Here is a 22,312-nt window from a genome sequence, read left to right on the forward strand (position 1 = left end):
ACTACGGTCAATTCAACTGGATTCACAAAAAAGCAATAAAAAAACCAGTGATGTTGCCATCACTGGTTTTTTTATTGCTTAAAAGCCTTATTTCCAAGCTTTCAACTTACTGGTTTGGCCAATACCTACGTTAAAACTATTGGTTGGATCCAGCTTTTCATAATGTGTTCGCAGTGCAGGTTTTGCTACATATAAATGTCCAACATTATGCTCGGCTGGGTATTCAGCACCTCGTGCATCCAATAAATGCCACATTTGGTGTTCCATCGCCAAAGGATCTACGCCTTTTTTCACAATATAGTCCTGATGAAACACATGACATAAAAAATGACCATAATAGAGTTTATGAACAATCAGATCATCCATCTCTTTAGGTAAGGTTTCCACCCACTCTCGATCATTACGACGCAATGCGATGTCCAAAGCTACAATATCTTCAACTTCCGAACGGTGTGTATCTCGATAGCGAATTGCTGCACCTGCAACGGCAAAGCGATGTAAAAATGCTTTACGTCCTTCTTCCTCAGTACAGTGGAAAAAATCACCTGAAGTTTTATCTTGGAAATAATGTTTTAAAAAGCTTTCAACTTGCTCGACATCTTGATTTTCAATCCGAATAACCAAATGGTGTTCATACAAATCGCGGAATGCATTCATCCGTTTCGGTAAATGATTGGGCAAAAATTTAGTGATCAATTGCAGGACTTTATCTGACAGCCCCTTCATACCAAATTTTTCTAAGTACACATCAACCTTATCTTTCATTGCAAATGCAGCGGGTACTTTGGCTGTACCCAGTTTTTCAATGAACATAAAGGTGTCTTTACCGTACTCCGCCCCAATGTCATACGCTACACGGTGGATGTATTCCCCTGCAATCGGTAATCGTGGCAAATCTTTCAATAAAAAACGGCGAATTTCAGTCAAATCATCATGTGAGTTGGTTCCCACGTAGAACACCTGACTTGGAATTTTTTCAAAGGTATCTAAACGTACGGCAAAGACACATACTTTACCTGCCGAACCCGATGCTTCATATAAACGAGACGGATCAGCATTAAAGCGTGCAGGCGTATTTTCATCAACTTGTTTAACATCATGTCCATAACGATGGTCCGATGCGCAGCAGCCTGAGTTATTGATAATATCGCCGATTTGATAATTTTTCGTTTCAAGCCTGCTTAGAATTTCTTCAGGTGTTTCGCCTAGGTTCACCCCTAAATGATTCACTAATTCTAACTGACCACCATCATTGACACGAGCATACAGAGCCAGCTCAGTATAAGCAGGACCACGGCGCACCAAAGCACCGCCTGAGTTATTACAGACACCACCTAAAACTGAAGCCCCAATACACGATGAACCAATCACTGAATGTGGCTCTCGATTAAATGGCACCAACTCTTTTTCAAGTCGATCCAGTGTGGCACCGGGTAGACAAATCACTTGCTGACCGTCATTAATGACTTGAATGCCGACCAAACGACGTGTGCTGATTAGAACCACTGGACGGTCATAATCATCGCCAAAAGGCGTTGAGCCACCAGTCAAACCTGTATTGGCCGCTTGCATAATCACAATACAATCTGCATCAACAGCCGCTTGTAGTACTTGCCACTGTTCAAGTAATGACCCTGGTGCAACAACAGCCAGTACTTTCCCTGCACCGTAACGACGACCTTGGCGGTATAAACGTGTGTCTTTATCGTCAGTTAAAACGTGTTGTTTACCAACGATATTTATTAAATTTTCAATAACGTGTTGTAGAGATCGAGGGTTCATATTTGTTATTTCCAATGATTACAATCCCCCTAAATCCCCCTTTTCCAAAGAGGGACTTTTTCTTTACCTTAGGCATTTAAAGTAAAAGAAAAATTATTTATACCTGCAACATAAATTCTAATCGGTATAACTCCTCCCTTTTAAAGGGAGGTTGAGAGGGATTATATAAATAGCAATAATCACGGTATTGATGTAAATACCTATTGAATGCACGTTTACTGTGTGAGAACGCTTCTACTGATATAATGAATTACTCAGCCAACTCTCGTTCTAACTTCACTAAACAGTCAGACGTAATATCCGCAATGGTTTTTGCACCAGTTAAAGTCATAGCAACACGCATTTCTTTATCAATCAATTCTAAAAGATTTGAAACACCTTCACCGCCTGCTGCACCAAGTGCATAAACAAAGGCGCGACCAAGCATACACGTGTCTGCACCCAACGCCAGCATACGCACAACATCTAGACCATTACGAATACCCGAATCCGCGAGGATTTTAATGTCACCCTTGACTGCATCTGCAATTGGCGGAAGTGCACGTGCAGAAGATAAAACGCCATCGAGCTGACGACCACCATGGTTTGAAACCACAATCCCATCTGCACCGAAACGCACTGCATCTTTGGCATCTTCAGGATCCAGAATCCCTTTAATAACCATTGGCCCATCCCAAAACTCACGAATCCATTCAAGGTCTTTCCACGAAATAGACGGATCAAAGTTTGAACCTAACCAACCAATATAATCTTCTAGACCTGTAGGTTTGCCTAAGTATTTAGAAATATTGCCCAAGTCATGCGGACGTCCCATCATGCCGACATTCCACGCCCAGTGTGGATGGAAACACGACTGCATATAACGACGCATTGCTGCATTTGGGCCACTCATACCTGAGTGGGCATCACGGTAACGCGCGCCCGGAACAGGCATATCCACGGTAAATACCAAGGTTGAACAGCCTGCCGCTTTAGCACGTTCCAAGGCATTTTTCATGAAACCACGATCACGCAGTACATAAAGTTGGAACCACATTGGACGTTGAATCGCAGGCGCAACTTCCTCAATTGGACATACTGAAACGGTAGACAGCGTAAATGGAATGCCCTTTTTATCCGCAGCAACCGCAGCTTGAACTTCACCACGACGCGCATACATCCCTGTTAAACCCACAGGCGATAATGCAACTGGCATCGACAACGTTTCATCAAACAGTTTGGTTTCTAAACTTAACTGTGACATGTCGTTCAGTACACGCTGGCGCAAAGCAATTTTCGATAAATCTTCTACGTTACGCTTCAGGGTATATTCTGCATACGCACCACCATCAATGTAATGGAATAAAAATGGCGGTAAACGACGTCGTGCCGCTTCACGGTAGTCATTGGCAGAAGAAATAATCATGCTTATATCCTGTTTAATCGACTGGCGCGCTGACGACGAGCTTCTTCTTCATCAATCATGCGCACCTGTTGTACTACAAACTCAATGTGTCCACAGACTGCTTTGCGTGCAGCTTCTGGATCACGACGTTCAATTGCACTCATGACTTGAAAGTGCTGATCATGCAATTGATCAAAACGGTGTGCTTCGCTATAGACTTTTCGGCGTCCCAAAGCGACGTTGAACTGCAACAAATCGAACAGACCACGCATCATCTGAATGAGAACCAAATTATGAGATGCTTCAGCAATCGCTAAATGAAATTTCGCATCAGCACGAGCCGCTGCATCATCATCACCCAGTGCCTGAAAATGGTTAATCTGATCATAATAATGTCGGATATTCACCAAATCTTCTTGGGTTGCGCGTTGAGCTGCATACCAAGTCGTCCCACCTTCTAAAATAATGCGCGCCTCTTGCACATCAAAGCGATAGGCTGGATCTTCACTCATCAAATTACTGATCGGTTGTACAATTTGATAACTTGACCAGGTAGCTGGTAATTGTTTTAAAAATGTTCCCGCTCCCACTTTACTGACCAACATACCCATGCTGGACAGTTGAGAAATCGCTTCTCTTAAAGAGGAACGCGAGACTTGAAGTTGTTCACACAGTTTTCTTTCAGCAGGCAGACGGTCTCCAACCTGCATATTGCTTTGTTCAATCAATACACGCAGGCTTTGTACAGCTTTATCGGAGACTCTCATCTGCTTTCCTTAACGTTGATACACAATTTGTGCTATGGAATCATCCATGGGAACACATAAGCTTGTAGGGTAATCATAATACCCATCATAAATGTGAACGTTATACTGTGTTTTACAGTAAAACGGAATAAATCAGACTCTTTACCAACTAAGCCGACCGCCGCACATGCAATCGCAATTGATTGAGGTGAAATCATTTTGCCAGTTACACCACCACTGGTATTGGCTGCAACTAACAATACTTCAGGCACCCCAATTTGCTGAGCTGTAGTGGCTTGAAGCGCTGAAAACAGTGCGTTCGCAGAAGTATCCGAACCTGTAAGGAATACACCCAACCAGCCCAAGAATGGTGAAAAGAAAGTAAATGCTGAACCTGTGTGTGCAAGCGCTAAAGCTAAAGTCGAAGACATACCCGAGTAGTTCGCAACAAAGGCAAAAGACAACACCATACCAATTGAATAAATTGGAATTTTCAACTCATTCAAGGTTTCACCAAAAGTTACAACTGCATCCTTAGGCTTCATCTTCAAAAAGGCAATCGTAATTAATGCTGCAATAAAGATCGCAGTACCTGTTGCCGAGATCCAATCGAACTTATAGATTGCGTCATAGTCTTTTATTTCTGTCACTACAGGCGGCATTTTTTGAATCATTTGATGCAAAAATGGCACCTTGATGGAAATCACAAGATCATGCAATGCACCGTCTTTGGCAAATAAATCCTTAAATGGTTTCACACTCCAGATCGTCACCATTACAGTTAAAATGGCAAATGGAGACCATGCTTTGGCAATTTGACCGATGCTATATTTTTTCTGTTTTTGTGCTGCAACATCTTCATTCATATTTGCGTCTTGATCTGCAAAACGAAAAATATGCTTTGGCTGCCAGTATTTAAACAAAATTGTTAATGAAACCAAGGATGCAATTGCAGCCGTAATATCTGGTAGTTCTGGCCCAACAAAGTTAGAAGTTAAGTATTGTGCGATTGCAAAGCTACCTGCCCCCACCACAACTGCTGGCCATGTTTCTTTAACACCACGCCAGCCGTCCATAATCGCCATAATCCAGAACAATACGATTGGCACCATAAATGGTAACTGACGGCCTACCATTTGGCTGATTTCCATGGTATCGACACCAGATACCTGTCCCGCAACGATAATAGGAATACCCATCGCACCAAATGCCACAGGTGCTGTGTTTACAATTAGGCAAAGACCTGCTGCATATAAAGGTTTAAAACCTAAGCCAACCAGCAACGCCGCGGTAATCGCCACAGGGGCACCAAAGCCCGCCGCACCTTCTAAAAAGGTACCAAAAGCAAAGCCGACCAACAGCATTTGTAAACGCTGATCTTCGGTAATTGAGAGAATAGATGAACGAATGATGTCAAACTGACCTGTCTTCACTGAGATTTTATACAGGAAAACAGCACCAATAATAATCCAAGCAATTGGCCATAAACCGTAGAAGAAACCATAAACCATAGATGCCAATGCCATCAATACCGGCATCTTATAGGCAAATAAAGAGACAAGAAGCGCAAGTACAACAGTGATCGTACCTGCCACACTACCTTTTAAACGAAATACTGCGAGCGCCAAGAAGAAAAAGATAATTGGAATCAGCGCAATTAGACTGGATATCCAAATATTCCCCATCGGGTCATACATTTGCTGCCATTGAAGCATTGTCATCTCCTTGAAATGCTTACTAAGATTTAATTTTGAGCATATTATTGGTGATTTCACTAATATTGGTAATACCAATTTTAACAAAAGAAAAGGTTAATAAACCAATAACGACTTATACATCCTATATTTTGATCCAGAATGAAGCAAAACTTCAATAAAAAAGTTTTATTGGTATGACCAATAAAATACATATTTTTATATCAAAAACATATTGATCACATTTCAAACAAACTTAAGTAATTATTTATATTCAATATATCTTATGAAAAATTATATGTTTAGACTTTAGTCTAAGTATTAAAAATCATTAGCAAGTTTAAATCCTACTAAACATTCAAAATTCGATGCATTAATCCAAAATTGGTTATACCAATTTAATTATTCTTTAGATTTCGGTGCTTTTGAAACGTTTTTAAACTAAAAAACGTAGTCTCGCTTAAAACTAAATAGGCAAGATACAAACACTGACCTTCTTGATAATTTTTTAATAGTAATAGCATGTCTATAAACTTGATTTTTTTTAAAGGCCTATGTTTTTTTCAGAAAAATCATTTGGAAAAGTGCTACAATCGCGAAAATATATATTCTTTCAGGCCACCCATTCTCGGTGCCTATATTTATATCGTTAGGATTAACAATGACTGATAATGCAACTATCTTGCAGAATGTCCCAGTTGGCAAAAAAGTTGGTATTGCCTTCTCTGGTGGTCTAGATACTTCAGCTGCACTTTTGTGGATGAAACAAAAAGGCGCAGAACCTTATGCTTATACAGCAAACTTAGGTCAGCCTGATGAAGACGACTACGATGCGATTCCAAAAAAAGCGGAAGCGTATGGCGCAGTAAAAGCTCGCTTAGTTGATTGCCGTTTACAGCTTGCGCTTGAAGGTATTGCTGCGATTCAATGTGGTGCATTCCACATCAGCACTGGCGGTGTTCCCTACTTCAATACCACGCCTTTAGGTCGTGCAGTTACAGGTACTATGCTTGTTACCGCAATGAAAGAAGATGACGTCAACATTTGGGGTGACGGTTCAACGTATAAAGGCAACGATATTGAACGTTTCTACCGTTATGGTCTCTTAACCAACCCAGCACTTAAAATCTATAAACCTTGGTTAGACCAAACGTTTATTGATGAGTTAGGTGGTCGTGCTGAAATGTCGCAATTTTTGATCGACAACGGCTTTGACTACAAAATGTCGAAAGAAAAAGCATACTCAACAGACTCAAACATGCTGGGTGCAACACACGAAGCAAAAGATCTTGAATACCTCAATGCAGGGATCAAAATTGTTGACCCAATCATGGGCGTTGCTTTCTGGAAAGACGAAGTAGAAATTCAACCTGAAGAAGTATCTATTACTTTTGAAGAAGGCTTCCCTGTTGCAATCAACGACCAACGTATCGAAGATCCTGTTGAGTTCATTCTTGAAGCCAATCGTATTGGTGGTCGTCATGGTCTAGGTATGTCTGACCAAATTGAAAACCGTATTATTGAAGCGAAATCTCGCGGTATTTATGAAGCACCTGGTATGGCCCTTCTACATATTGCTTATGAGCGTTTGGTTACGGGTATTCATAACGAAGATACGATCGAACAATATCGTATTAACGGTTTACGCTTAGGTCGTTTGCTTTACCAAGGTCGTTGGTTCGACTCTCAAGCATTAATGCTTCGTGAAACTGCACAGCGTTGGGTTGCGAAAGCGATCACAGGTACTGTGACTTTAGAACTTCGTCGTGGTAATGACTACACGATTATGAACACTGAATCTGAAAACCTCACTTATGAAGCTGAACGTTTGACGATGGAGAAAGGTGATTCAATGTTTACGCCAATGGACCGTATTGGGCAGTTAACGATGCGTAACTTAGACATTACCGATACTCGTGCGAAACTTGGTATTTATACCAATACTGGTTTGCTAGCTGTAGGTACGGGTTCTGCTGTTCCACAGTTGAAAGACAAGAACAAATAAGTTGATTCCATGCTAAAAAAACCGCTCATAAGAGCGGTTTTTTATGCTTTATTCAGTACAACTCGATGTGGTTAAAGGCTGATAATAAATCTGATTCCGCCCTAATTGCTTGGCACGGTATAAGGCTTGGTCAGCAATCCTGAGTAACTCTACTTTGCTCAAATCCATTTCACCTTTAAAGACCGTAATTCCTAAGCTAATGGTCACAAATGCAGATACTTCAGACATTTCATGCGGGATTTCCAAGCGCTCAATCGCTCGGTAAATATTCGAGGCAACTGCATAGGCACCATGCGCATCGGTTTCTGGTAATAACACGACAAACTCTTCGCCACCATAACGTGCCACAAAATCCATATGCCGAATTGCATTTTTAATGGATTTAGCAATGGATGAAATGACATCATCACCTTTTTGATGCCCATAGAAATCATTATATTTTTTGAAAAAATCAACATCAATAAACAAAATAGATAAAGGTGTTTCATCCTGACGGGATTGTTCATAATAAGTATCCATCATTTCATCAAAATTTCGACGATTTGAAATTTTCGTCAACTCATCATTTTGACTCAAATGTAGAAGCTCAGAAGTATGAATCCGATGGATTTTTTCACTAATTTTCGCACGCCGAATATTTAGAAAAATGATACGTTCGCGAGCATAAATCATGCGCCCGATGGCAAAGCCTAGTAAACAACTCCCAAACATAACGCGACTCATCACAATTGCATCAAACTTGACCAAAGTCGAAATAAGAACTAAAAAAGAAACACCAGCAGCTACGATACCTGTCATAAAAACATATAAAGGTTTTACCCCAGTCAACAAATACCCCAATACATAGATCATACAAATGATCATCATTGCTTGGTGGCGCAAAGCTTCAGTATGTACAGACATGGTGAGCCAAGTCGTCGAGACCACTGCCCAAAACACGACAAACAAAGCAGCATAAGCAAAAAAAGGCTTAAGCTTTACAAAATGTGAAAAAACATAAAGAAATAAAAGACAGGCTGCACCGTTCAGTAGCCCTAATAGGCAATGAATAAAATCTTCTTTGAAGTGTGACTGTTCAATAATCCAATAGTCACCAGGAATAATTAAAACCGCAAAAATAAAATAGACCAAAACACCTGACCAAAAAAAGTCATTAATATTGCGGCGTGCGCGTTCTAAGTTTAAACGCCAAAACTCCTGCTCTAATTTCTGCGGGAAAACCTGCCCAACACGACGATTATGCCGTGCAATCAGCCCTTCCATTTTTTCTTTATCGTACTGAAGTTTGGCGAGGTTATATTTATATTCCATACCAGACCAGATTTAATTCTTGTAGTCGATTAAAAATAACACAAATTTACAAAGATTAATCATAATAATCAGACAATATGTCTTTATTTGTCGTTACCATTTTTAACGTATATGCATTATCATCTGTTTTATTTCTCTGACAGAAATCGCCTTGAATACGATTACGATTCTCCAGCCAGATGATTGGCACGCTCACCTTCGTGATGGTCTTGCATTACAACGTACTGTTCCCGATTTAGCCAAGCAGTTTTCCCGCGCTATTTGTATGCCAAATACAGTGCCTCCTGTCAAAACTGTCGAGGAAGCGAATGCGTATCGCGAACGCATCATGGCGCACGTACCAGAAGGTAATACTTTCGACCCACGTATGGTATTGTATTTTACTGATACAACTTCTCCTGAAGAAGTAAAGAAGATTAAAAACTCTGAGTTTGTAAATGCAATCAAACTCTACCCTGCTGGTGCTACCACCAACTCTGACAATGGCGTGAGCGATATTCGTAAAGTCTATGCCGTCATTGAGCAACTCGAAGAGCATCAAGTTCCCTTATTGTTACATGGTGAAGTTACGCATAATCATGTCGATATTTTCGACCGTGAAAAGCGCTTCTTAGATGAAGTACTCTCTCCATTACTCAAACAATTCCCAAAACTGAAATTGGTTTTAGAGCACATCACCACCAGTGAAGCAGCCAACTTTGTTTTAGAACAAGATCGTAATGTAGCAGCAACGATTACCCCACAGCATTTATTGTTTAATCGCAATGATATGTTGGTCGGTGGTGTGAAGCCGCACTTCTACTGCTTACCCATTTTAAAGCGTCAAACCCATCAACAAACATTGCTTGAAGTGGCAACCAGTGGCAACCCTAAGTTTTTCTTAGGTACAGACAGTGCGCCACACTCTAAAAATGCTAAAGAAAACGCATGTGGTTGTGCAGGCTGTTATAGTGCACCAACTGCGATTGAACTTTATGCACAAGCATTCGATCAAGTAAGCAAAATTGAACGCCTTGAAGGTTTCGCAAGCCACTTTGGTGCCGATTTCTACGGTCTACCGCGCAATACTTCAACAATTACACTAGTAAAAGAAGACCAAGTCATCCCTGAAAGTTTAGACTATTTGGATGGTGAACAGATTATTCCGCTGTATGCGGGTAAAACCATTCAATGGAGAAAAGTGTGACAAATGAAACATTGCCAATAATTGGTCAGCGTTTCCGTGGTTTTCTACCTGTTGTTGTCGATGTCGAGACAGCAGGTTTTAATGCACAGACCGATGCCTTATTGGAAATCGCTGCAATTCCGATTATTTATAATGAAGAAGGTCAATTTGTCCCAGGGCCTGCACATCATGCGCATATCAACCCATTTGAAGGTGCAAACTTAGACCGTCGCTCATTGGACTTTATTGGAATTGATCCCTTTAATCCCATGCGTATGGCTATGGCTGAAGATGAAAAAACAGCATTAAAACGTATTTTTAAAGCCGTCAATGAAGTTCGTCGCCAACAGAACTGTACACATGCGGTCTTGGTCGGTCATAACGCCCACTTTGATTTAGGTTTTGTACAGGCTGCTATTAATCGTACAGGGACCAAAAATCAGAATCCCTTTCATAGCTTTTCCGTCTTTGATACCGTCACCTTAAGTGCTGTGATGTTTGGTCAAACGGTTCTTGCAAAATCATGTATTCAAGCAGGAATTGAGTTCGATGGTAGAGAAGCCCACTCAGCTTTATACGACACTCAAAAGACCGCTGAACTGTTCTGTTATATTTTGAACAAACTCGCACCACACCTACTTGACACTCTGGTGGCGGATCAATAAGATACCGCCATCCTCGCAACGTCCCTATCGTCTAGAGGCCTAGGACATCGCCCTTTCACGGCGGTAACCGGGGTTCGAATCCCCGTAGGGACGCCATCTTATTTATATTCTTATAATCCTATATTTTCATCTTGCAAATTTTCTTGCATGTATAATATTTTTATTTCAATAACTTACTCGCTATACTGTAAATCATTTTTAAGTGCTTTATGACTATGCTGAAAAAAGCTTTGATCTGTTTATTGATCTTATCGCCATCTTTTTTTTACCTTTGGTATGTCAATCAAGATACCCACTCGCCCCAACCAATCAACTCGTCACAAGAAGTGCATTCAAACACCGAAAGCAAAAGCTCATACCCAACACCCGATCACTAAGATATACAACTCAAATATTTGTTTTTTAAATTAATCTAGATACTTCATCCGAAAATTCCAATTTATGTGAATTTTCATCTTATTAAAAACTAGAATATCACTTTAAGCCCATTGTTTCATTTACTATGCAATCTGCAACACCGCCTTCACAACCCTCAACGAATTCACCGCAAAATACCTCATTGAAACGTGCCATGAGCACGCGTCACCTGATCATGCTATCGCTAGGTGGTGCCATTGGCACAGGCCTATTTATGGGCTCAGGTGAAGTAATTTCTCAAGCAGGCCCTCTCGGTGCTGTGCTGGCTTATATTATTGGTGGTTTAATTGCATATATGGTCATGCTTTGCCTCGGGGAGCTTGCAGTACATTTACCTGTTTCTGGTTCATTTGGTGCCTTTGCAACACGTTATATTGGCCCTGGCACAGGTTATATGGTGTCGTGGATGTATTGGCTCGGTTGGTCGGCAACACTCGGCACCGAATTTACCGCAGCAGCCATTTTGGTACAGGAATGGTTCCCACAAACCTCGATCTGGTTATGGACATTAATCTTTGCCAGTGGCGTACTGATTTCAAACCTTAGCTCAACCCGAGCTTTTGCAGAGTCTGAGTTTTGGCTATCCATGATCAAAGTCGCAACTGTACTTATTTTCATTCTTTTAGGCTTTGCCTGTATTTTCGGTGTCATCCCTTTTCAAGGATATGAATCTGCACCTTTATTTAGCAACTTAACCGCACAAGGCTGGCTACCGAATGGCCTTATTCCTTTGTTTACCACCTTATTAATTGTGAACTTTGCTTTTAATGGCACAGAAATGATTGGCATTGCCGCAGGTGAAACTGAAAACCCAGAAAAAAATGTACCTAAAGCCATTCATGCTGCGGTATGGCGCCTGATTATTTTCTTTGTGGGAACCATCGTTGTTATCAGCTCGCTGCTCAGCTATAGCAACACAGGTTTGCAAGTGGGTGGACATGGTGGCTTAAGCAGTAGCCCATTTGTAACTGTATTCACCCAAATGGGTATCCCCTATGCTGAAGACTTTATCCGTTTTGTCATCATCACCGCCTTATTATCAACTGCGAACTCCGGCCTATATGCTGCATCACGCATGATGTGGGCCTTATCCTCACAAAACCAACTACCCAAGCTTTTTGCTAAAGTAAGTAAATCTGGGGTGCCATATATTGCCATTTGGGTCACTATGATTGGTGGCTTGCCGGGCTTGCTCTCTGAGCAGTTTGGTGCAGATGTCATTTTTAAAAACTTGATGGGTGTTGCTGCATTCACTATGGTGATTGTCTGGATGAGTATTTGCTGGAGTCAGTTTAACTTCCGTCGCCAATGGTTAAAGCAAGGTCATGCTTTATCGGAGCTAAAATTCCGTACCCCTTGGTATCCATTTGTTCCGATTTTAGGTTTTATCTGCTGTACTGCGACAGGTTTAAGTATGGCAGCAGACCCTGAAATGCTTTCAGGTTTTATTGGCTGCCTACTTTTCATGGCAGCTTGCTATGCCAGTTACTATTGGCTCTATCACAATAAAAATTAAGCCTCTTCACTAACAGTGAGCTCAAGTCCACACCTTGAGCTCAGTTTTAATTCGATACAAATTGGACTATTAAATTTAATTGCTTGTTTTGTCTAATGTTTGAACTCTTGGTAAACATATAACTAAAACCCTTTTGACAAATAAGCCTTTAATCCTTAATATACGCATCACCTCACAACGTCCCTATCGTCTAGAGGCCTAGGACATCGCCCTTTCACGGCGGTAACCGGGGTTCGAATCCCCGTAGGGACGCCATATCTTGATCTTCTGATCAACACTTATTCATAATTATTATTATTTCATTGCAGATTTGCAGTTTTTCACTACAATAGCCCGCTTCATTCCCCAACTAATTCAACGCTTATGCACTCATCTCCGAATGATGCTTCGCATCAGGGCAATTCTGCGCCTTTAAAGCGCGCTATGAGTACTCGACATCTGGTCATGATTTCGCTAGGTGGCGCAATCGGAACAGGTCTATTTTTAGGGTCGGGTGAAGTCATTGCACAAACGGGGCCTGTAGGTGCCATTATTTCTTATTTTCTCGGTGGGATCATTGCCTATATGGTCATGCTGTGTTTAGGGGAACTTGCCGTTCATATGCCTGAGTCTGGCTCATTTGGTGCTTATGCCAAACGCTATATCGGACCAGGTACAGGTTATACCATCACTTGGTTGTATTGGCTCACGTGGTCAGTCACTTTAGGCACAGAGTTTACAGCGGCTGCCCTTCTTATGCAGGAATGGTATCCAGATAGCTCAATGTGGATGTGGACCCTAATTTTTGGTGCTTTCGTATTTACACTGAATATGATTTCAACCAAATGGTTCGCTGAATCTGAGTTCTGGCTGGCTTTGGTAAAAGTTATCACGGTTGTTGCTTTTATCTTATTAGGTTTAATGGCAATTTTTGGAGTCATTGGCTACAGAGGTTATGAAGCTGCGCCTTTATTTAGTAACTTAACAGCGCAAGGTTGGTTCCCTGAGGGCTTATTTCCAATCTTTACTACCATGCTGATTGTAAACTTTGCATTTTCTGGTACAGAGCTGATTGGTGTTGCTGCGGGTGAAACCAAAGATCCTGCCAAGAATGTACCCAAAGCCATCAATACTGCGATTTTCCGCTTATTGATTTTCTTTGTAGGTACCATCTTGGTCGTGACTTCACTCCTTCCGCATCAAGAAGCAGGTTTAGCGGCTGAAGGCGTGAGCAGTAGTCCATTTGTAACGGTATTCCAACACATTGGCATTCCGTATGCCGAAGATATCATTCGTTTTGTGATTATCACAGCACTGCTATCTGCTGCAAACTCAGGGTTGTTTGCTGCATCACGTATGATGTGGTCACTGTCTTATCAGAAACAATTACCAGCAGTATTTTCAAAATTAAATACTCGCGGTATTCCTTATGTTGCAGTCATTGTCACGATGATTGGCGGAATGCCGGGTTTACTGTCTGAACAGTTTGCACCTGAAACAATTTTTACCAATCTACTTGGTATTGCAGCCTTTACCATGGTCGTAGTTTGGATGAGTATCTGTTTAAGCCAATTTAACTTCCGTCGTCAGTGGTATAAACAAGGACGTAAAAAAGAAGAATTAGGTTTTGCAGCCCCTCTATTTCCTATTGTGCCAATCCTTGGCTTTATCTTCTGCTTTATCACCTGTGTCAGTATGGTATTTGACCCAAGTATGCGTATTAGCTTCTTTGGTTGTTTACTGTTTATTGCAGTCTGCTATGCAAGTTACTATAAGTTCTATCACAATAAATCCTAAGCATTTATGTTAAAAAGAGCGACTGAGGTCGCTCTTTTTTTTATACTGTTTATATCAAGTACATCATCGGTGCATACACGATGAATATTGTATGGATTCATGGGATGAATCAGCAGCATAAGACTGCGCGTACCCTGCTTCAACATTGGCTTATCATATTAAAACAGGCCTTAGAACCGTGCGGAGAAGTAGATTACTTTCTTTATATTCAGCGACACAGTCGGCTGGCCTTTTACGGAGACCTTCTAACACGTCAGCATTTAGAAAACACCCTCAATGCCAGCACCCTCATACCGCAACACTGGTCTCCTTTTTCTTTTTTACATCCTATTCACCTAACACACACCGCTACACTTAATATCGAACATCAGACTGAAATTTCTCAAAACCCTCAGCTCACCATTTCTGATGAACTCTCATTCAATCATAAAATTAAGTACATCAGCCTATTGAGTAAGGATATTGCATTTCGTGATTTAGGAAGCTTAATGAATCACTTTCCAAAGCTACATAGCAGCTTTATTCATCGCTTTTTAATTGAAGCTTATCTATATTTATCCAATCCACACTTCATCCACACAGTGCATACACGTCTGCATGAGCAGTTACACGGTACGAAAGCTAAGATTGTGATTGCCCACTCTCTCGGCAGCGTGATTGCCTATAATTATTTAATTCAACACCCTGAACTCCACATTCAAGCGTTTATTAGTTTAGCTTCACCCCTTGCTTTTCGGGTCATACAGTGTCATTTACAACAACCCATTCAACGACCTGTGGCTTTATATGGCGACTGGATCAATTTTTATTCAGACATTGATTTTCTAAGCGCATTTCCTCTCTATCAAAAACCATTTGCATTTAATCCCGCCATTATTAATCAACAAATCACCACCGATCTTGCTCACCCTCATCTGATTGAGGGTTATTTACAACATCCTAGGTTTATAAATAGCCTCACCGATCTGCTTAAAAAATCGACTTAAATCATATAGTTTTTAATCACTTTATCTCTATTGTTTTAATTTTATGCACTCAACACTTAAAACTGGAATTATTTAGAGAAAAGCGTTTGACACCCCTCTGTTTTCGCCCTAATATACGCCCACCTCTGAAACGTCCCTATCGTCTAGAGGCCTAGGACATCGCCCTTTCACGGCGGTAACCGGGGTTCGAATCCCCGTAGGGACGCCAATTTCAGAAGTAAAGTTTTATTCAGTCCCTATCGTCTAGAGGCCTAGGACATCGCCCTTTCACGGCGGTAACCGGGGTTCGAATCCCCGTAGGGACGCCATTACTTAAGATCAAAAGTAATCGGTTTTAAAACATCACTTCTGTACTGTCCCTATCGTCTAGAGGCCTAGGACATCGCCCTTTCACGGCGGTAACCGGGGTTCGAATCCCCGTAGGGACGCCATATTAGAGATTGATTTTTCTAAAGTCATCTCATAAAAAAGCCCAAGCATTATGACTTGGGCTTTTTTATTGCCTGTCTATTTATGATCAACTTCAACTAAAGCTACCGAGGAAAAAATAGCCTGTGGTGCAATCACAGTTTCATTCAAGGGAATGTTTTGCCCATATCGCTGTTGCATGAGTTGCTTGACTTCAGGCGAACTTAAATCGAATTGCTTGAGTTTGGATAGCGGAGCCAACTCAATACCTAAAGCATCATGATAGGTCTTCCAGACTATTTCTGAGCAATATTGCGCACGATTGTCCCACTCAAAATAAAGATCATAAGGCTGGCCTAAGTATTGTTCTGCGTTCTTGATTAGCTTCTGCTTTTGCTGAACAGTCAAATTTGATTTAAAGCGCTTCACCACATAATGCCGCTCAACCCCGCGATCAATCCACTGCTGAAGTGCCGTATATTTCACAGGCTGAACTGCCTCTAAAACCCATGCTTTTCCATTTTTATTCACAATTAAACCCATATGGCTATAGCGAGACTTGGTCGCTTTTTGTATACCTAAACTTTGTTGAGACTTCGAGACGTGAAAAATAATATCACCGGTTTGATAGGATGTATTCGCCCATAGCAGTTGAGGACTTTCACAAAGTAAAACAGCACTTAAAATCACAAGAAGATTGCTATTTTTCATCCTAGATTTCCTTTATTCTTCTTTTTATAGATACGACCTACCATTTTTAAAACTATAAAATATTTATGATCTTACATCATCTTCAAAACTCGCGTTCACAACGTATTCTTTGGCTACTTGAGGAACTTGAGCTGTCTTATGAACTCAAATTTTATGATACAGCACAAGCTAAACAAACCAATCTGAAATTTCCAACGCTCGACATTCCACATGATGCTCAGACAGTACGATTGACTGAAAGCAGTGCAATCGTAGAATATTTATGTCAACTACAGCAGAAGTTGATTATTCCCCATGACCATGCACAGTATTGGAACTTCTGTTTTTATAGTCGTTATAGCGATGCCAGTCTCATGCCCAATTTGGCATTGAAACAGGTCTTCCAACACATTAAACAACAAACACCTTTTGTTGTACGTTTTGTGAGTTTAGCCTTTCAAAGCGCGTTTAATCGTGCTTATTTAAACCCTGAGCTACATCGACAGCTTAAACAAATTGAGATCCACTTAAGCACGCATGCATACTTTACAGGCGATGTGTTTAATTATGCGGATATACTAATGTGGTTTCCACTCTATGCAGCCAGTTATGCCACACCGCAGTTTGCTCAGTATCAGGCCATTCAACACTATTTCGCCCAAATACAAAGCAGACCTGCCTTCAATGCTGCAATGGCACGCGGGCAATGGTCTGCTTCCTATTTTGAAGACTATTGGTCTATCACGCAGTAAGTTCTACTTAGGCAGACTTTCTAGAGTTGACTTGGCCTTTAATCACGGCTTTCACATTACCTTTTAAATAATTAAAAAATACTTTGAGCGGCGACAGTTTCGGATTTGGTTGTTGACCTTCTGCGATATCCTTAAATTGCGCGGCATACCAGATCACTTCCATAATCGCCATTTTATCAATCATCGAAATACCCGTTTTAATCTTATCGACTGCATAACGCACATCTTGCCCTGCAATTAAACGGTTGGTCACATCGGGTTCTACCGCAAACGGGCGTGCCATCCCAATAAAATCACACGCACCACTTTCTAAGGCTGCATTCATACCAGCCACAGTGCGAAAACCACCTGTCACCATCAACTTACACTGGACATGTTCACGAATTTTTTCAGCAAATTCTAAAAAGTAAGCCTCACGTGCAATGGTCGATGCCTGACGTTTTTCTTGCTTCACCCCTGCCATCGCAGGTGCTTCATAGCTACCACCTGAAATTTCAATCAAATCAATCCCAGCCGCATCAATAGCTTTAAATGTCGCAATGACATCTTCTTCCGAGATCCCGCCACGCTGAAAATCTGCTGAATTAAGTTTGACCGAAATAATAAACTGATCCGAAGTCGCTGCACGTACCACTTTATAAATTTCCAATAAAAAACGCATGCGGTTTTCGGCAGAACCACCCCATTGATCTTGACGCTTATTGGTCAATGGCGATAAAAACTGACTAATAAGATAACCATGTGCGCCATGTAATTGTACGCCTTCAAAGCCTGCTTTTTCACAGATTGCAGCTGAAGTTGCAAAGCGCTGGATAATATCGAGGATTTCATCTTCACGAAGCGCTCGCGGCGTTCCAAAGCTCATTGCTAAAGCTGGACTAAACGGAACTGCTGAAGGTGCAACCGTTTCCTTATTTAAGCCCTTTGGGCACTGACGACCCGGATGTGACAACTGCACCAATTGCACCATGCCATGTTTTTTACCAATCGCAGCCCATTGTTTTAATGATTCTAAGTCACGTTCATTTTCAATCACCACCACACCCGGCTCATTTTTAGCTCGGAAGTCCACCATCACATTACCGGTAATAGCACAGCCTAGGCCTCCCTTTGCCCAAGCCTCATACAAGCCCAAGTGCAAATGATTCGGCTGACCTGCTTGATTGGCCAGTGCTTCACTCATCGCCCCTTTAATCATCTTATTTTTAAAATGGACCTGCCCTATGTCGATTGCACTTGCAAGCTGGCTCATGAAAATTCATCCTTTAATATTTTTTAGTGTTTTTACTCTATGTGTTTTTTGGCTACAGTCAAGAGAATTTGACAATTCATTTTGTCAAATTCTCTAAGCTTTTATTTAGCAAAATAATTTTACTGATACTGACTGGCTTGAATCAATTTACGCGTATAGTCAGACTGCGGTTGCTCAAAAAGCTGTTCCGTGGCTTGTAACTCTACTACTCTGGCATGTCGCAAGACCAAAACGTGTTGGCAAAGTGCTCGTACCACTTGTAAGTCATGACTAATAAACAAATAGCTGATGCCCTGCTCCTGTTGTAGACGGCGTAATAAAGCCACGATCGAACGTTGCGTACTTCGGTCTAAAGCCGAGGTTGGCTCATCTAAAATCAATAGTTTTGGTTGAAGTATCAAGGCTCTCGCCAAAGCCACACGTTGCCGCTGTCCGCCAGATAGCTCATGTGGATAATAGCTTTTAAATGTGACTGGTAACTCCACCTGAGATAAGACATTCTCAACAAGCTGTGTCCTCTCGAACAAGGACAAATGTTTTAAGGTCAGACCTTCCATGATAATTTGCTCAACACTCATGCGTGGATTCAAACTTGCAAACGGGTCTTGAAACACGATTTGAAAATCACCGCGAAGTGGACGTAATGCTTTTTGCGAAAGTTGGTTTAAATCATGTTCTCCAAACTGGATCTGTCCTCGACTTTCAATCAACCTTGCTAGAGCAAGTGCCAAAGAACTTTTGCCTGCACCACTTTCCCCCACCACGCCCAAAGAATGTCCTTGAGCCAAGCTTAAGTCTAAAGCTTCAATCGCAGCACGATACTGCGTCGTTCGATTCAACCAGCCTTTTTTAATCGGAAATTTGACCTCAAGTTGTTTTAAGCTGAGTAAAGGTGCTGCATTTTGTACGCTAATGGCTTGACCAAAAGAATGATTGAGTAAGTTTTGAGTATAAGTAGACTGCGACTGCTCAAAAATTTGCGCAACCTTCCCCTGCTCGATGACCCTACCTTGATGGATGACCACGACATCATCAGCATAGTGTTTCACCAAGTTGAGGTCATGGCTAATCAAAATCATGGCCATGTTATGACGCTGTTGTAAAGACTTGAGCAAGTCTAAAATTTGAACTTGTAACATGACATCTAGTGCTGTGGTGGGTTCATCAGCAATCAAAATATCAGGCTCTTGCACCAGCGCCATAGCAATCATGACCCGTTGGCGCTGTCCACCAGACAACTCATAAGGAAAACGTTGCAACACACTTTCCGGATTTGCAATACCCACGTCCTCTAGCAAGGCAATTACACGCTGCCGAGCTTGCGTTTTCGACCAGCCCTGTAACCATAGAGTCTCAGCAATGATCTTTTCCACCCGATGTAAAGAATTCAAGGCGGTCATCGGCTCTTGAAAAACCATCGCGATTTTTTGCCCACGAATCGGCCTAAATTGTGCATCGTTCAGCGCTAGGAGATTTTTTCCATCTAACAGTACTGAGCCTTGCACTTGCAATGTTTTCGGCAATAAACCCATCAAGGCTAAAGCGCTGATTGATTTTCCCGAACCGCTCTCTCCAACCAACGCTAAAGTCTGCCCAGCACGCAGTTCAAAACTGAGCTGATCGACCAACACCCTTTCTGTACTTTGAATGCTCAGTGCATTCACTTTAAGTATCGGTGCTGTACTATTGGCGTCTAGGGTCAAATGCATCGCGCAAAGCCTCCCCGATATACATCAGCAACGCAAGCACAATGGCCAAGCTAAAAAAGCCAGACAGTGCCAACCACGGCGCATTTAAATTATTCTTCCCTTGTAACAAAAGCTCGCCCAGTGATGCCGCATCAGGCGGTAGGCCATAACCCAAGAAATCCAGTGCTGTTAACGCAGTAATATTGGCAGTTAAGATAAAAGGAAGTTGTGACAAGCTAGAGCTGATGGCATTGGGTAAAATATGCCGAAAGATAATAGCTCGGTTGGTGACACCTAAACTCCGTGCTCCACGAACATAATCCAACTGGCGCGCTCTTAAAAACTCAGCACGTACCAATGGAACCAAAATCGTCCAACTGAATAACAGCATGATGAAAAACAGCCAGTAGATATTGGGGCTGAACATACTGACTAGAATCATCACCATGAACAGCATGGGTAGCCCACCCCAGACTTCTAAAATGCGCTGCCCAATTAAATCCACCCAACCACCGTAATAACCTTGTATTGCCCCAATCACAATGCCCAATACAGCTGAACAGAAAGTCAAAATAAAACCAAACAGCAATGAGACACGTAAGCCATATAATACTCGCGCCAAGACATCACGACCTTGGTCATCTGTCCCGAGCCAATTTTGCGCCGTGGGTGGTGACGGTACTGGGACAGTTAAATCTACATTCGGGGTTTGATATGAATATTGAATCAACGGCCACATGGCCCAACCTTTTGCTTGAATCAGCTGTTGTACCACTGGATCTTTATATTCAGTTTCAGTCTCAAAAACACCGCCAAAAGTCGTTTCAGGATAGTGTTTCAATACAGGGAAATACAAAGCATGATCATACTTCACCAACAGCGGTTTATCATTCGCGATCAGTTCTGCAGCTAAAGAAAGGACAAAAACACAGATAAATAAAATACAACAACTGAGCCCGAGCCTATTTTGCTTAAATCGTTTGAAACCTGCCTGTAAAATGGGTGACATCAGCCTCTCCCTTGCGAATCAAAATGTATTCGCGGATCAATCAACTGATACAACACATCGCCAATCAGACGCAGCAGCAAGCCCAACAAAGTAAAAATGAACAAGGTGCCAAAGATCACAGGATAGTCGCGTTGCACAATCGCCTCAAAGCCCAATAAACCTAAACCATCCAGATTAAAAATGATCTCGATAAATAAATTACCTACAAAAAAGTAAGCGATTAAAGCTTCAGGTAAACCTGCTACCACAATCAATATTGCATTGCGAAACACATGACCATACAACACTTGAGACTCGGTCAGACCTTTAGAACGCGCCGTCAGCACGTAGGGCTTGCTGAGCTCTTCCATAAACGAATACTTGGTGAGATAAGTCACCGTGGCAAAACCACCAATCACCATGGCTAACAGCGGTAAAGCCATGTGCCAAAAATAATCTTTAATTTTGCCCCATAGCGACAAGTCCACAAAATTTTCCGAAACCAAACCTTGTAAGGGGAACCATTGAAAATAAGAACCGCCTGCAAAAAATACAATCAGAAGAATTGCAAAAATAAATGCAGGAACCGCATAAGCCACGGCCAGCAGTAGCGATGTAGACTGATCAAACACCGTACCGTGCAATCGAGCTTTTTTGATGCCCAAAGGAATGGAAATCAGATAAATTAACAAGGCACTCCACAGCCCTAAGGACACGGATACGGGTAATTTATCCTTAATCAGTGCTGTAACGGGCTGGTCTTTAAAAAAGCTGGTACCGAAGTCCAGTTGCGCATAATTTTTCACCATTGCAAAAAAGCGTACATGCATGGGCTGATCAAAACCATAATGTGCTTTGATCTTTGCGAGCATTTCATCACTAAGTCCTTGTGCGCCCTGATAGACATTTGAACCTGCACCTGCACCGCCCAGATTACCCAAAGTTTGCATGACTTCCGCTTGCTGAATGGCTTGCTCAACAGGCCCTCCAGGCGCAATTTGGATCACAGCAAAATTGATCAACAAAATCAAAAATAAGGTCGGAACAATCAGCAACAGCCTTTTGAATATATAGATACGCATCTCAA

General features: G+C 41.7%; 17 protein-coding genes and 5 tRNA genes. 12 read left to right on the plus strand and 10 right to left on the minus strand.

Going from position 1 to position 22,312, the window contains the following annotated elements:
* Positions 1-87: 87 nt before the first annotated feature.
* The 4 genes from dld to lldP form a co-directional block, all read right to left on the minus strand.
* Positions 88-1,782: a D-lactate dehydrogenase gene (gene dld, locus ACE01U_RS01515; protein ID WP_395553108.1), complete on the minus strand. Its 1,695-nt coding sequence runs from the start codon at positions 1,780-1,782 to the stop codon at positions 88-90.
* A gap of 250 nt (positions 1,783-2,032) precedes the next feature.
* Positions 2,033-3,187, minus strand: coding sequence for an FMN-dependent L-lactate dehydrogenase LldD (gene lldD, locus ACE01U_RS01520; protein ID WP_062034458.1), 1,155 nt, complete (start codon positions 3,185-3,187; stop codon positions 2,033-2,035).
* 2 nt (positions 3,188-3,189) lie between these two features.
* A complete protein-coding gene (lldR, locus tag ACE01U_RS01525) occupies positions 3,190-3,933 on the minus strand; it encodes a transcriptional regulator LldR (RefSeq protein ID WP_086207776.1) in 744 nt (247 codons plus the stop codon).
* Between the two features lie 32 nt (positions 3,934-3,965).
* Positions 3,966-5,633: an L-lactate permease gene (lldP, locus tag ACE01U_RS01530; protein ID WP_171264387.1), complete on the minus strand. Its 1,668-nt coding sequence runs from the start codon at positions 5,631-5,633 to the stop codon at positions 3,966-3,968.
* A gap of 634 nt (positions 5,634-6,267) precedes the next feature.
* Between lldP and argG the strand changes: the two genes are divergently transcribed.
* Positions 6,268-7,611: an argininosuccinate synthase gene (gene argG / locus ACE01U_RS01535; RefSeq protein WP_395553109.1), complete on the plus strand. Its 1,344-nt coding sequence runs from the start codon at positions 6,268-6,270 to the stop codon at positions 7,609-7,611.
* A gap of 48 nt (positions 7,612-7,659) precedes the next feature.
* Here argG and ACE01U_RS01540 read toward each other — a convergent pair whose 3' ends face one another.
* Entirely contained in the window at positions 7,660-8,922 is a 1,263-nt protein-coding gene (locus tag ACE01U_RS01540) for a GGDEF domain-containing protein (RefSeq protein ID WP_110975316.1), read from the minus strand.
* 151 nt (positions 8,923-9,073) lie between these two features.
* Between ACE01U_RS01540 and pyrC the strand changes: the two genes are divergently transcribed.
* The 10 genes from pyrC (at position 9,074) to ACE01U_RS01590 (ending at position 15,878) form a co-directional block, all read left to right on the plus strand.
* On the plus strand, positions 9,074-10,108 hold the full coding sequence (gene pyrC, locus ACE01U_RS01545; protein ID WP_086207779.1) for a dihydroorotase: 1,035 nt from the start codon (positions 9,074-9,076) through the stop codon (positions 10,106-10,108).
* Positions 10,093-10,752 (plus strand): ribonuclease T, encoded by a 660-nt coding sequence (gene rnt / locus ACE01U_RS01550; protein ID WP_086207780.1) that lies wholly within the window; start codon positions 10,093-10,095, stop codon positions 10,750-10,752. The genes pyrC and rnt overlap by 16 nt, the downstream gene beginning before the upstream one ends.
* Positions 10,753-10,772: 20 nt before the next feature.
* Positions 10,773-10,848: transfer RNA gene (locus ACE01U_RS01555), tRNA-Glu, on the plus strand.
* A 406-nt stretch (positions 10,849-11,254) separates the two neighbouring features.
* Complete coding sequence (locus tag ACE01U_RS01560; protein ID WP_395553110.1) at positions 11,255-12,685, plus strand: amino acid permease; 1,431 nt, start codon at positions 11,255-11,257, stop codon at positions 12,683-12,685.
* Between the two features lie 179 nt (positions 12,686-12,864).
* A tRNA-Glu gene (locus tag ACE01U_RS01565) sits at positions 12,865-12,940 on the plus strand.
* Between the two features lie 108 nt (positions 12,941-13,048).
* Positions 13,049-14,461 (plus strand): amino acid permease, encoded by a 1,413-nt coding sequence (locus tag ACE01U_RS01570; RefSeq protein WP_086207782.1) that lies wholly within the window; start codon positions 13,049-13,051, stop codon positions 14,459-14,461.
* A gap of 80 nt (positions 14,462-14,541) precedes the next feature.
* Positions 14,542-15,447 carry an alpha/beta hydrolase gene (locus tag ACE01U_RS01575; protein WP_395553111.1) on the plus strand — a complete coding sequence of 302 codons (906 nt, stop codon included), beginning with the start codon at positions 14,542-14,544 and terminating at the stop codon, positions 15,445-15,447.
* Between the two features lie 132 nt (positions 15,448-15,579).
* Positions 15,580-15,655 (plus strand) — tRNA-Glu (locus ACE01U_RS01580).
* A 24-nt stretch (positions 15,656-15,679) separates the two neighbouring features.
* Positions 15,680-15,755: transfer RNA gene (locus ACE01U_RS01585), tRNA-Glu, on the plus strand.
* A gap of 47 nt (positions 15,756-15,802) precedes the next feature.
* Positions 15,803-15,878, plus strand: a tRNA-Glu gene (locus ACE01U_RS01590).
* Between the two features lie 76 nt (positions 15,879-15,954).
* Here the strand turns inward: ACE01U_RS01590 and ACE01U_RS01595 are convergent.
* Positions 15,955-16,566, minus strand: a complete 612-nt coding sequence (locus ACE01U_RS01595) for a YiiX family permuted papain-like enzyme (RefSeq protein WP_395553112.1) — start codon at positions 16,564-16,566, stop codon at positions 15,955-15,957.
* A 65-nt stretch (positions 16,567-16,631) separates the two neighbouring features.
* Here ACE01U_RS01595 and ACE01U_RS01600 point away from each other — a divergent pair, with 65 nt between their 5' ends.
* Positions 16,632-17,297 (plus strand): glutathione binding-like protein, encoded by a 666-nt coding sequence (locus ACE01U_RS01600; RefSeq protein ID WP_395553113.1) that lies wholly within the window; start codon positions 16,632-16,634, stop codon positions 17,295-17,297.
* A 7-nt stretch (positions 17,298-17,304) separates the two neighbouring features.
* Here the strand turns inward: ACE01U_RS01600 and ACE01U_RS01605 are convergent, their stop codons facing one another.
* The 4 genes from ACE01U_RS01605 to yejB all read right to left on the minus strand — a co-directional run bounded on the left by ACE01U_RS01605 (position 17,305) and on the right by yejB (position 22,307).
* Positions 17,305-18,549, minus strand: coding sequence for an NADH:flavin oxidoreductase/NADH oxidase family protein (locus ACE01U_RS01605; protein ID WP_395553114.1), 1,245 nt, complete (start codon positions 18,547-18,549; stop codon positions 17,305-17,307).
* A gap of 119 nt (positions 18,550-18,668) precedes the next feature.
* Positions 18,669-20,258 carry an ABC transporter ATP-binding protein gene (locus ACE01U_RS01610; RefSeq protein ID WP_395553115.1) on the minus strand — a complete coding sequence of 530 codons (1,590 nt, stop codon included), beginning with the start codon at positions 20,256-20,258 and terminating at the stop codon, positions 18,669-18,671.
* A complete protein-coding gene (locus tag ACE01U_RS01615) occupies positions 20,233-21,246 on the minus strand; it encodes an ABC transporter permease (RefSeq protein ID WP_291373328.1) in 1,014 nt (337 codons plus the stop codon). Before ACE01U_RS01615 ends, ACE01U_RS01610 begins: the two co-directional genes overlap by 26 nt.
* Positions 21,246-22,307 (minus strand): microcin C ABC transporter permease YejB, encoded by a 1,062-nt coding sequence (gene yejB, locus ACE01U_RS01620; protein ID WP_291373326.1) that lies wholly within the window; start codon positions 22,305-22,307, stop codon positions 21,246-21,248. The genes ACE01U_RS01615 and yejB overlap by 1 nt, the downstream gene beginning before the upstream one ends.
* Positions 22,308-22,312 lie beyond the last annotated feature (5 nt).

The organism is Acinetobacter halobius (assembly GCF_044130335.1).
GTDB lineage: Bacteria > Pseudomonadota > Gammaproteobacteria > Pseudomonadales > Moraxellaceae > Acinetobacter.

What these genes read in the sequence shown, in the direction of transcription:
- dld (WP_395553108.1), bottom strand. Translation starts at nt 1,782, where the DNA reads ATGAACCCTCGATCTCTACAACACGTTATTGAAAATTTAATAAATATC.
- lldD (WP_062034458.1), bottom strand. Translation starts at nt 3,187, where the DNA reads ATGATTATTTCTTCTGCCAATGACTACCGTGAAGCGGCACGACGTCGT.
- lldR (WP_086207776.1), bottom strand. Translation starts at nt 3,933, where the DNA reads ATGAGAGTCTCCGATAAAGCTGTACAAAGCCTGCGTGTATTGATTGAA.
- lldP (WP_171264387.1), bottom strand. Translation starts at nt 5,633, where the DNA reads ATGACAATGCTTCAATGGCAGCAAATGTATGACCCGATGGGGAATATT.
- argG (WP_395553109.1), top strand. Translation starts at nt 6,268, where the DNA reads ATGACTGATAATGCAACTATCTTGCAGAATGTCCCAGTTGGCAAAAAA.
- ACE01U_RS01540 (WP_110975316.1), bottom strand. Translation starts at nt 8,922, where the DNA reads ATGGAATATAAATATAACCTCGCCAAACTTCAGTACGATAAAGAAAAA.
- rnt (WP_086207780.1), top strand. Translation starts at nt 10,093, where the DNA reads ATGGAGAAAAGTGTGACAAATGAAACATTGCCAATAATTGGTCAGCGT.
- ACE01U_RS01560 (WP_395553110.1), top strand. Translation starts at nt 11,255, where the DNA reads ATGCAATCTGCAACACCGCCTTCACAACCCTCAACGAATTCACCGCAA.
- ACE01U_RS01570 (WP_086207782.1), top strand. Translation starts at nt 13,049, where the DNA reads ATGCACTCATCTCCGAATGATGCTTCGCATCAGGGCAATTCTGCGCCT.
- ACE01U_RS01575 (WP_395553111.1), top strand. Translation starts at nt 14,542, where the DNA reads ATGAATATTGTATGGATTCATGGGATGAATCAGCAGCATAAGACTGCG.
- ACE01U_RS01595 (WP_395553112.1), bottom strand. Translation starts at nt 16,566, where the DNA reads ATGAAAAATAGCAATCTTCTTGTGATTTTAAGTGCTGTTTTACTTTGT.
- ACE01U_RS01600 (WP_395553113.1), top strand. Translation starts at nt 16,632, where the DNA reads ATGATCTTACATCATCTTCAAAACTCGCGTTCACAACGTATTCTTTGG.
- ACE01U_RS01605 (WP_395553114.1), bottom strand. Translation starts at nt 18,549, where the DNA reads ATGAGCCAGCTTGCAAGTGCAATCGACATAGGGCAGGTCCATTTTAAA.
- ACE01U_RS01610 (WP_395553115.1), bottom strand. Translation starts at nt 20,258, where the DNA reads ATGCATTTGACCCTAGACGCCAATAGTACAGCACCGATACTTAAAGTG.
- ACE01U_RS01615 (WP_291373328.1), bottom strand. Translation starts at nt 21,246, where the DNA reads ATGTCACCCATTTTACAGGCAGGTTTCAAACGATTTAAGCAAAATAGG.
- yejB (WP_291373326.1), bottom strand. Translation starts at nt 22,307, where the DNA reads ATGCGTATCTATATATTCAAAAGGCTGTTGCTGATTGTTCCGACCTTA.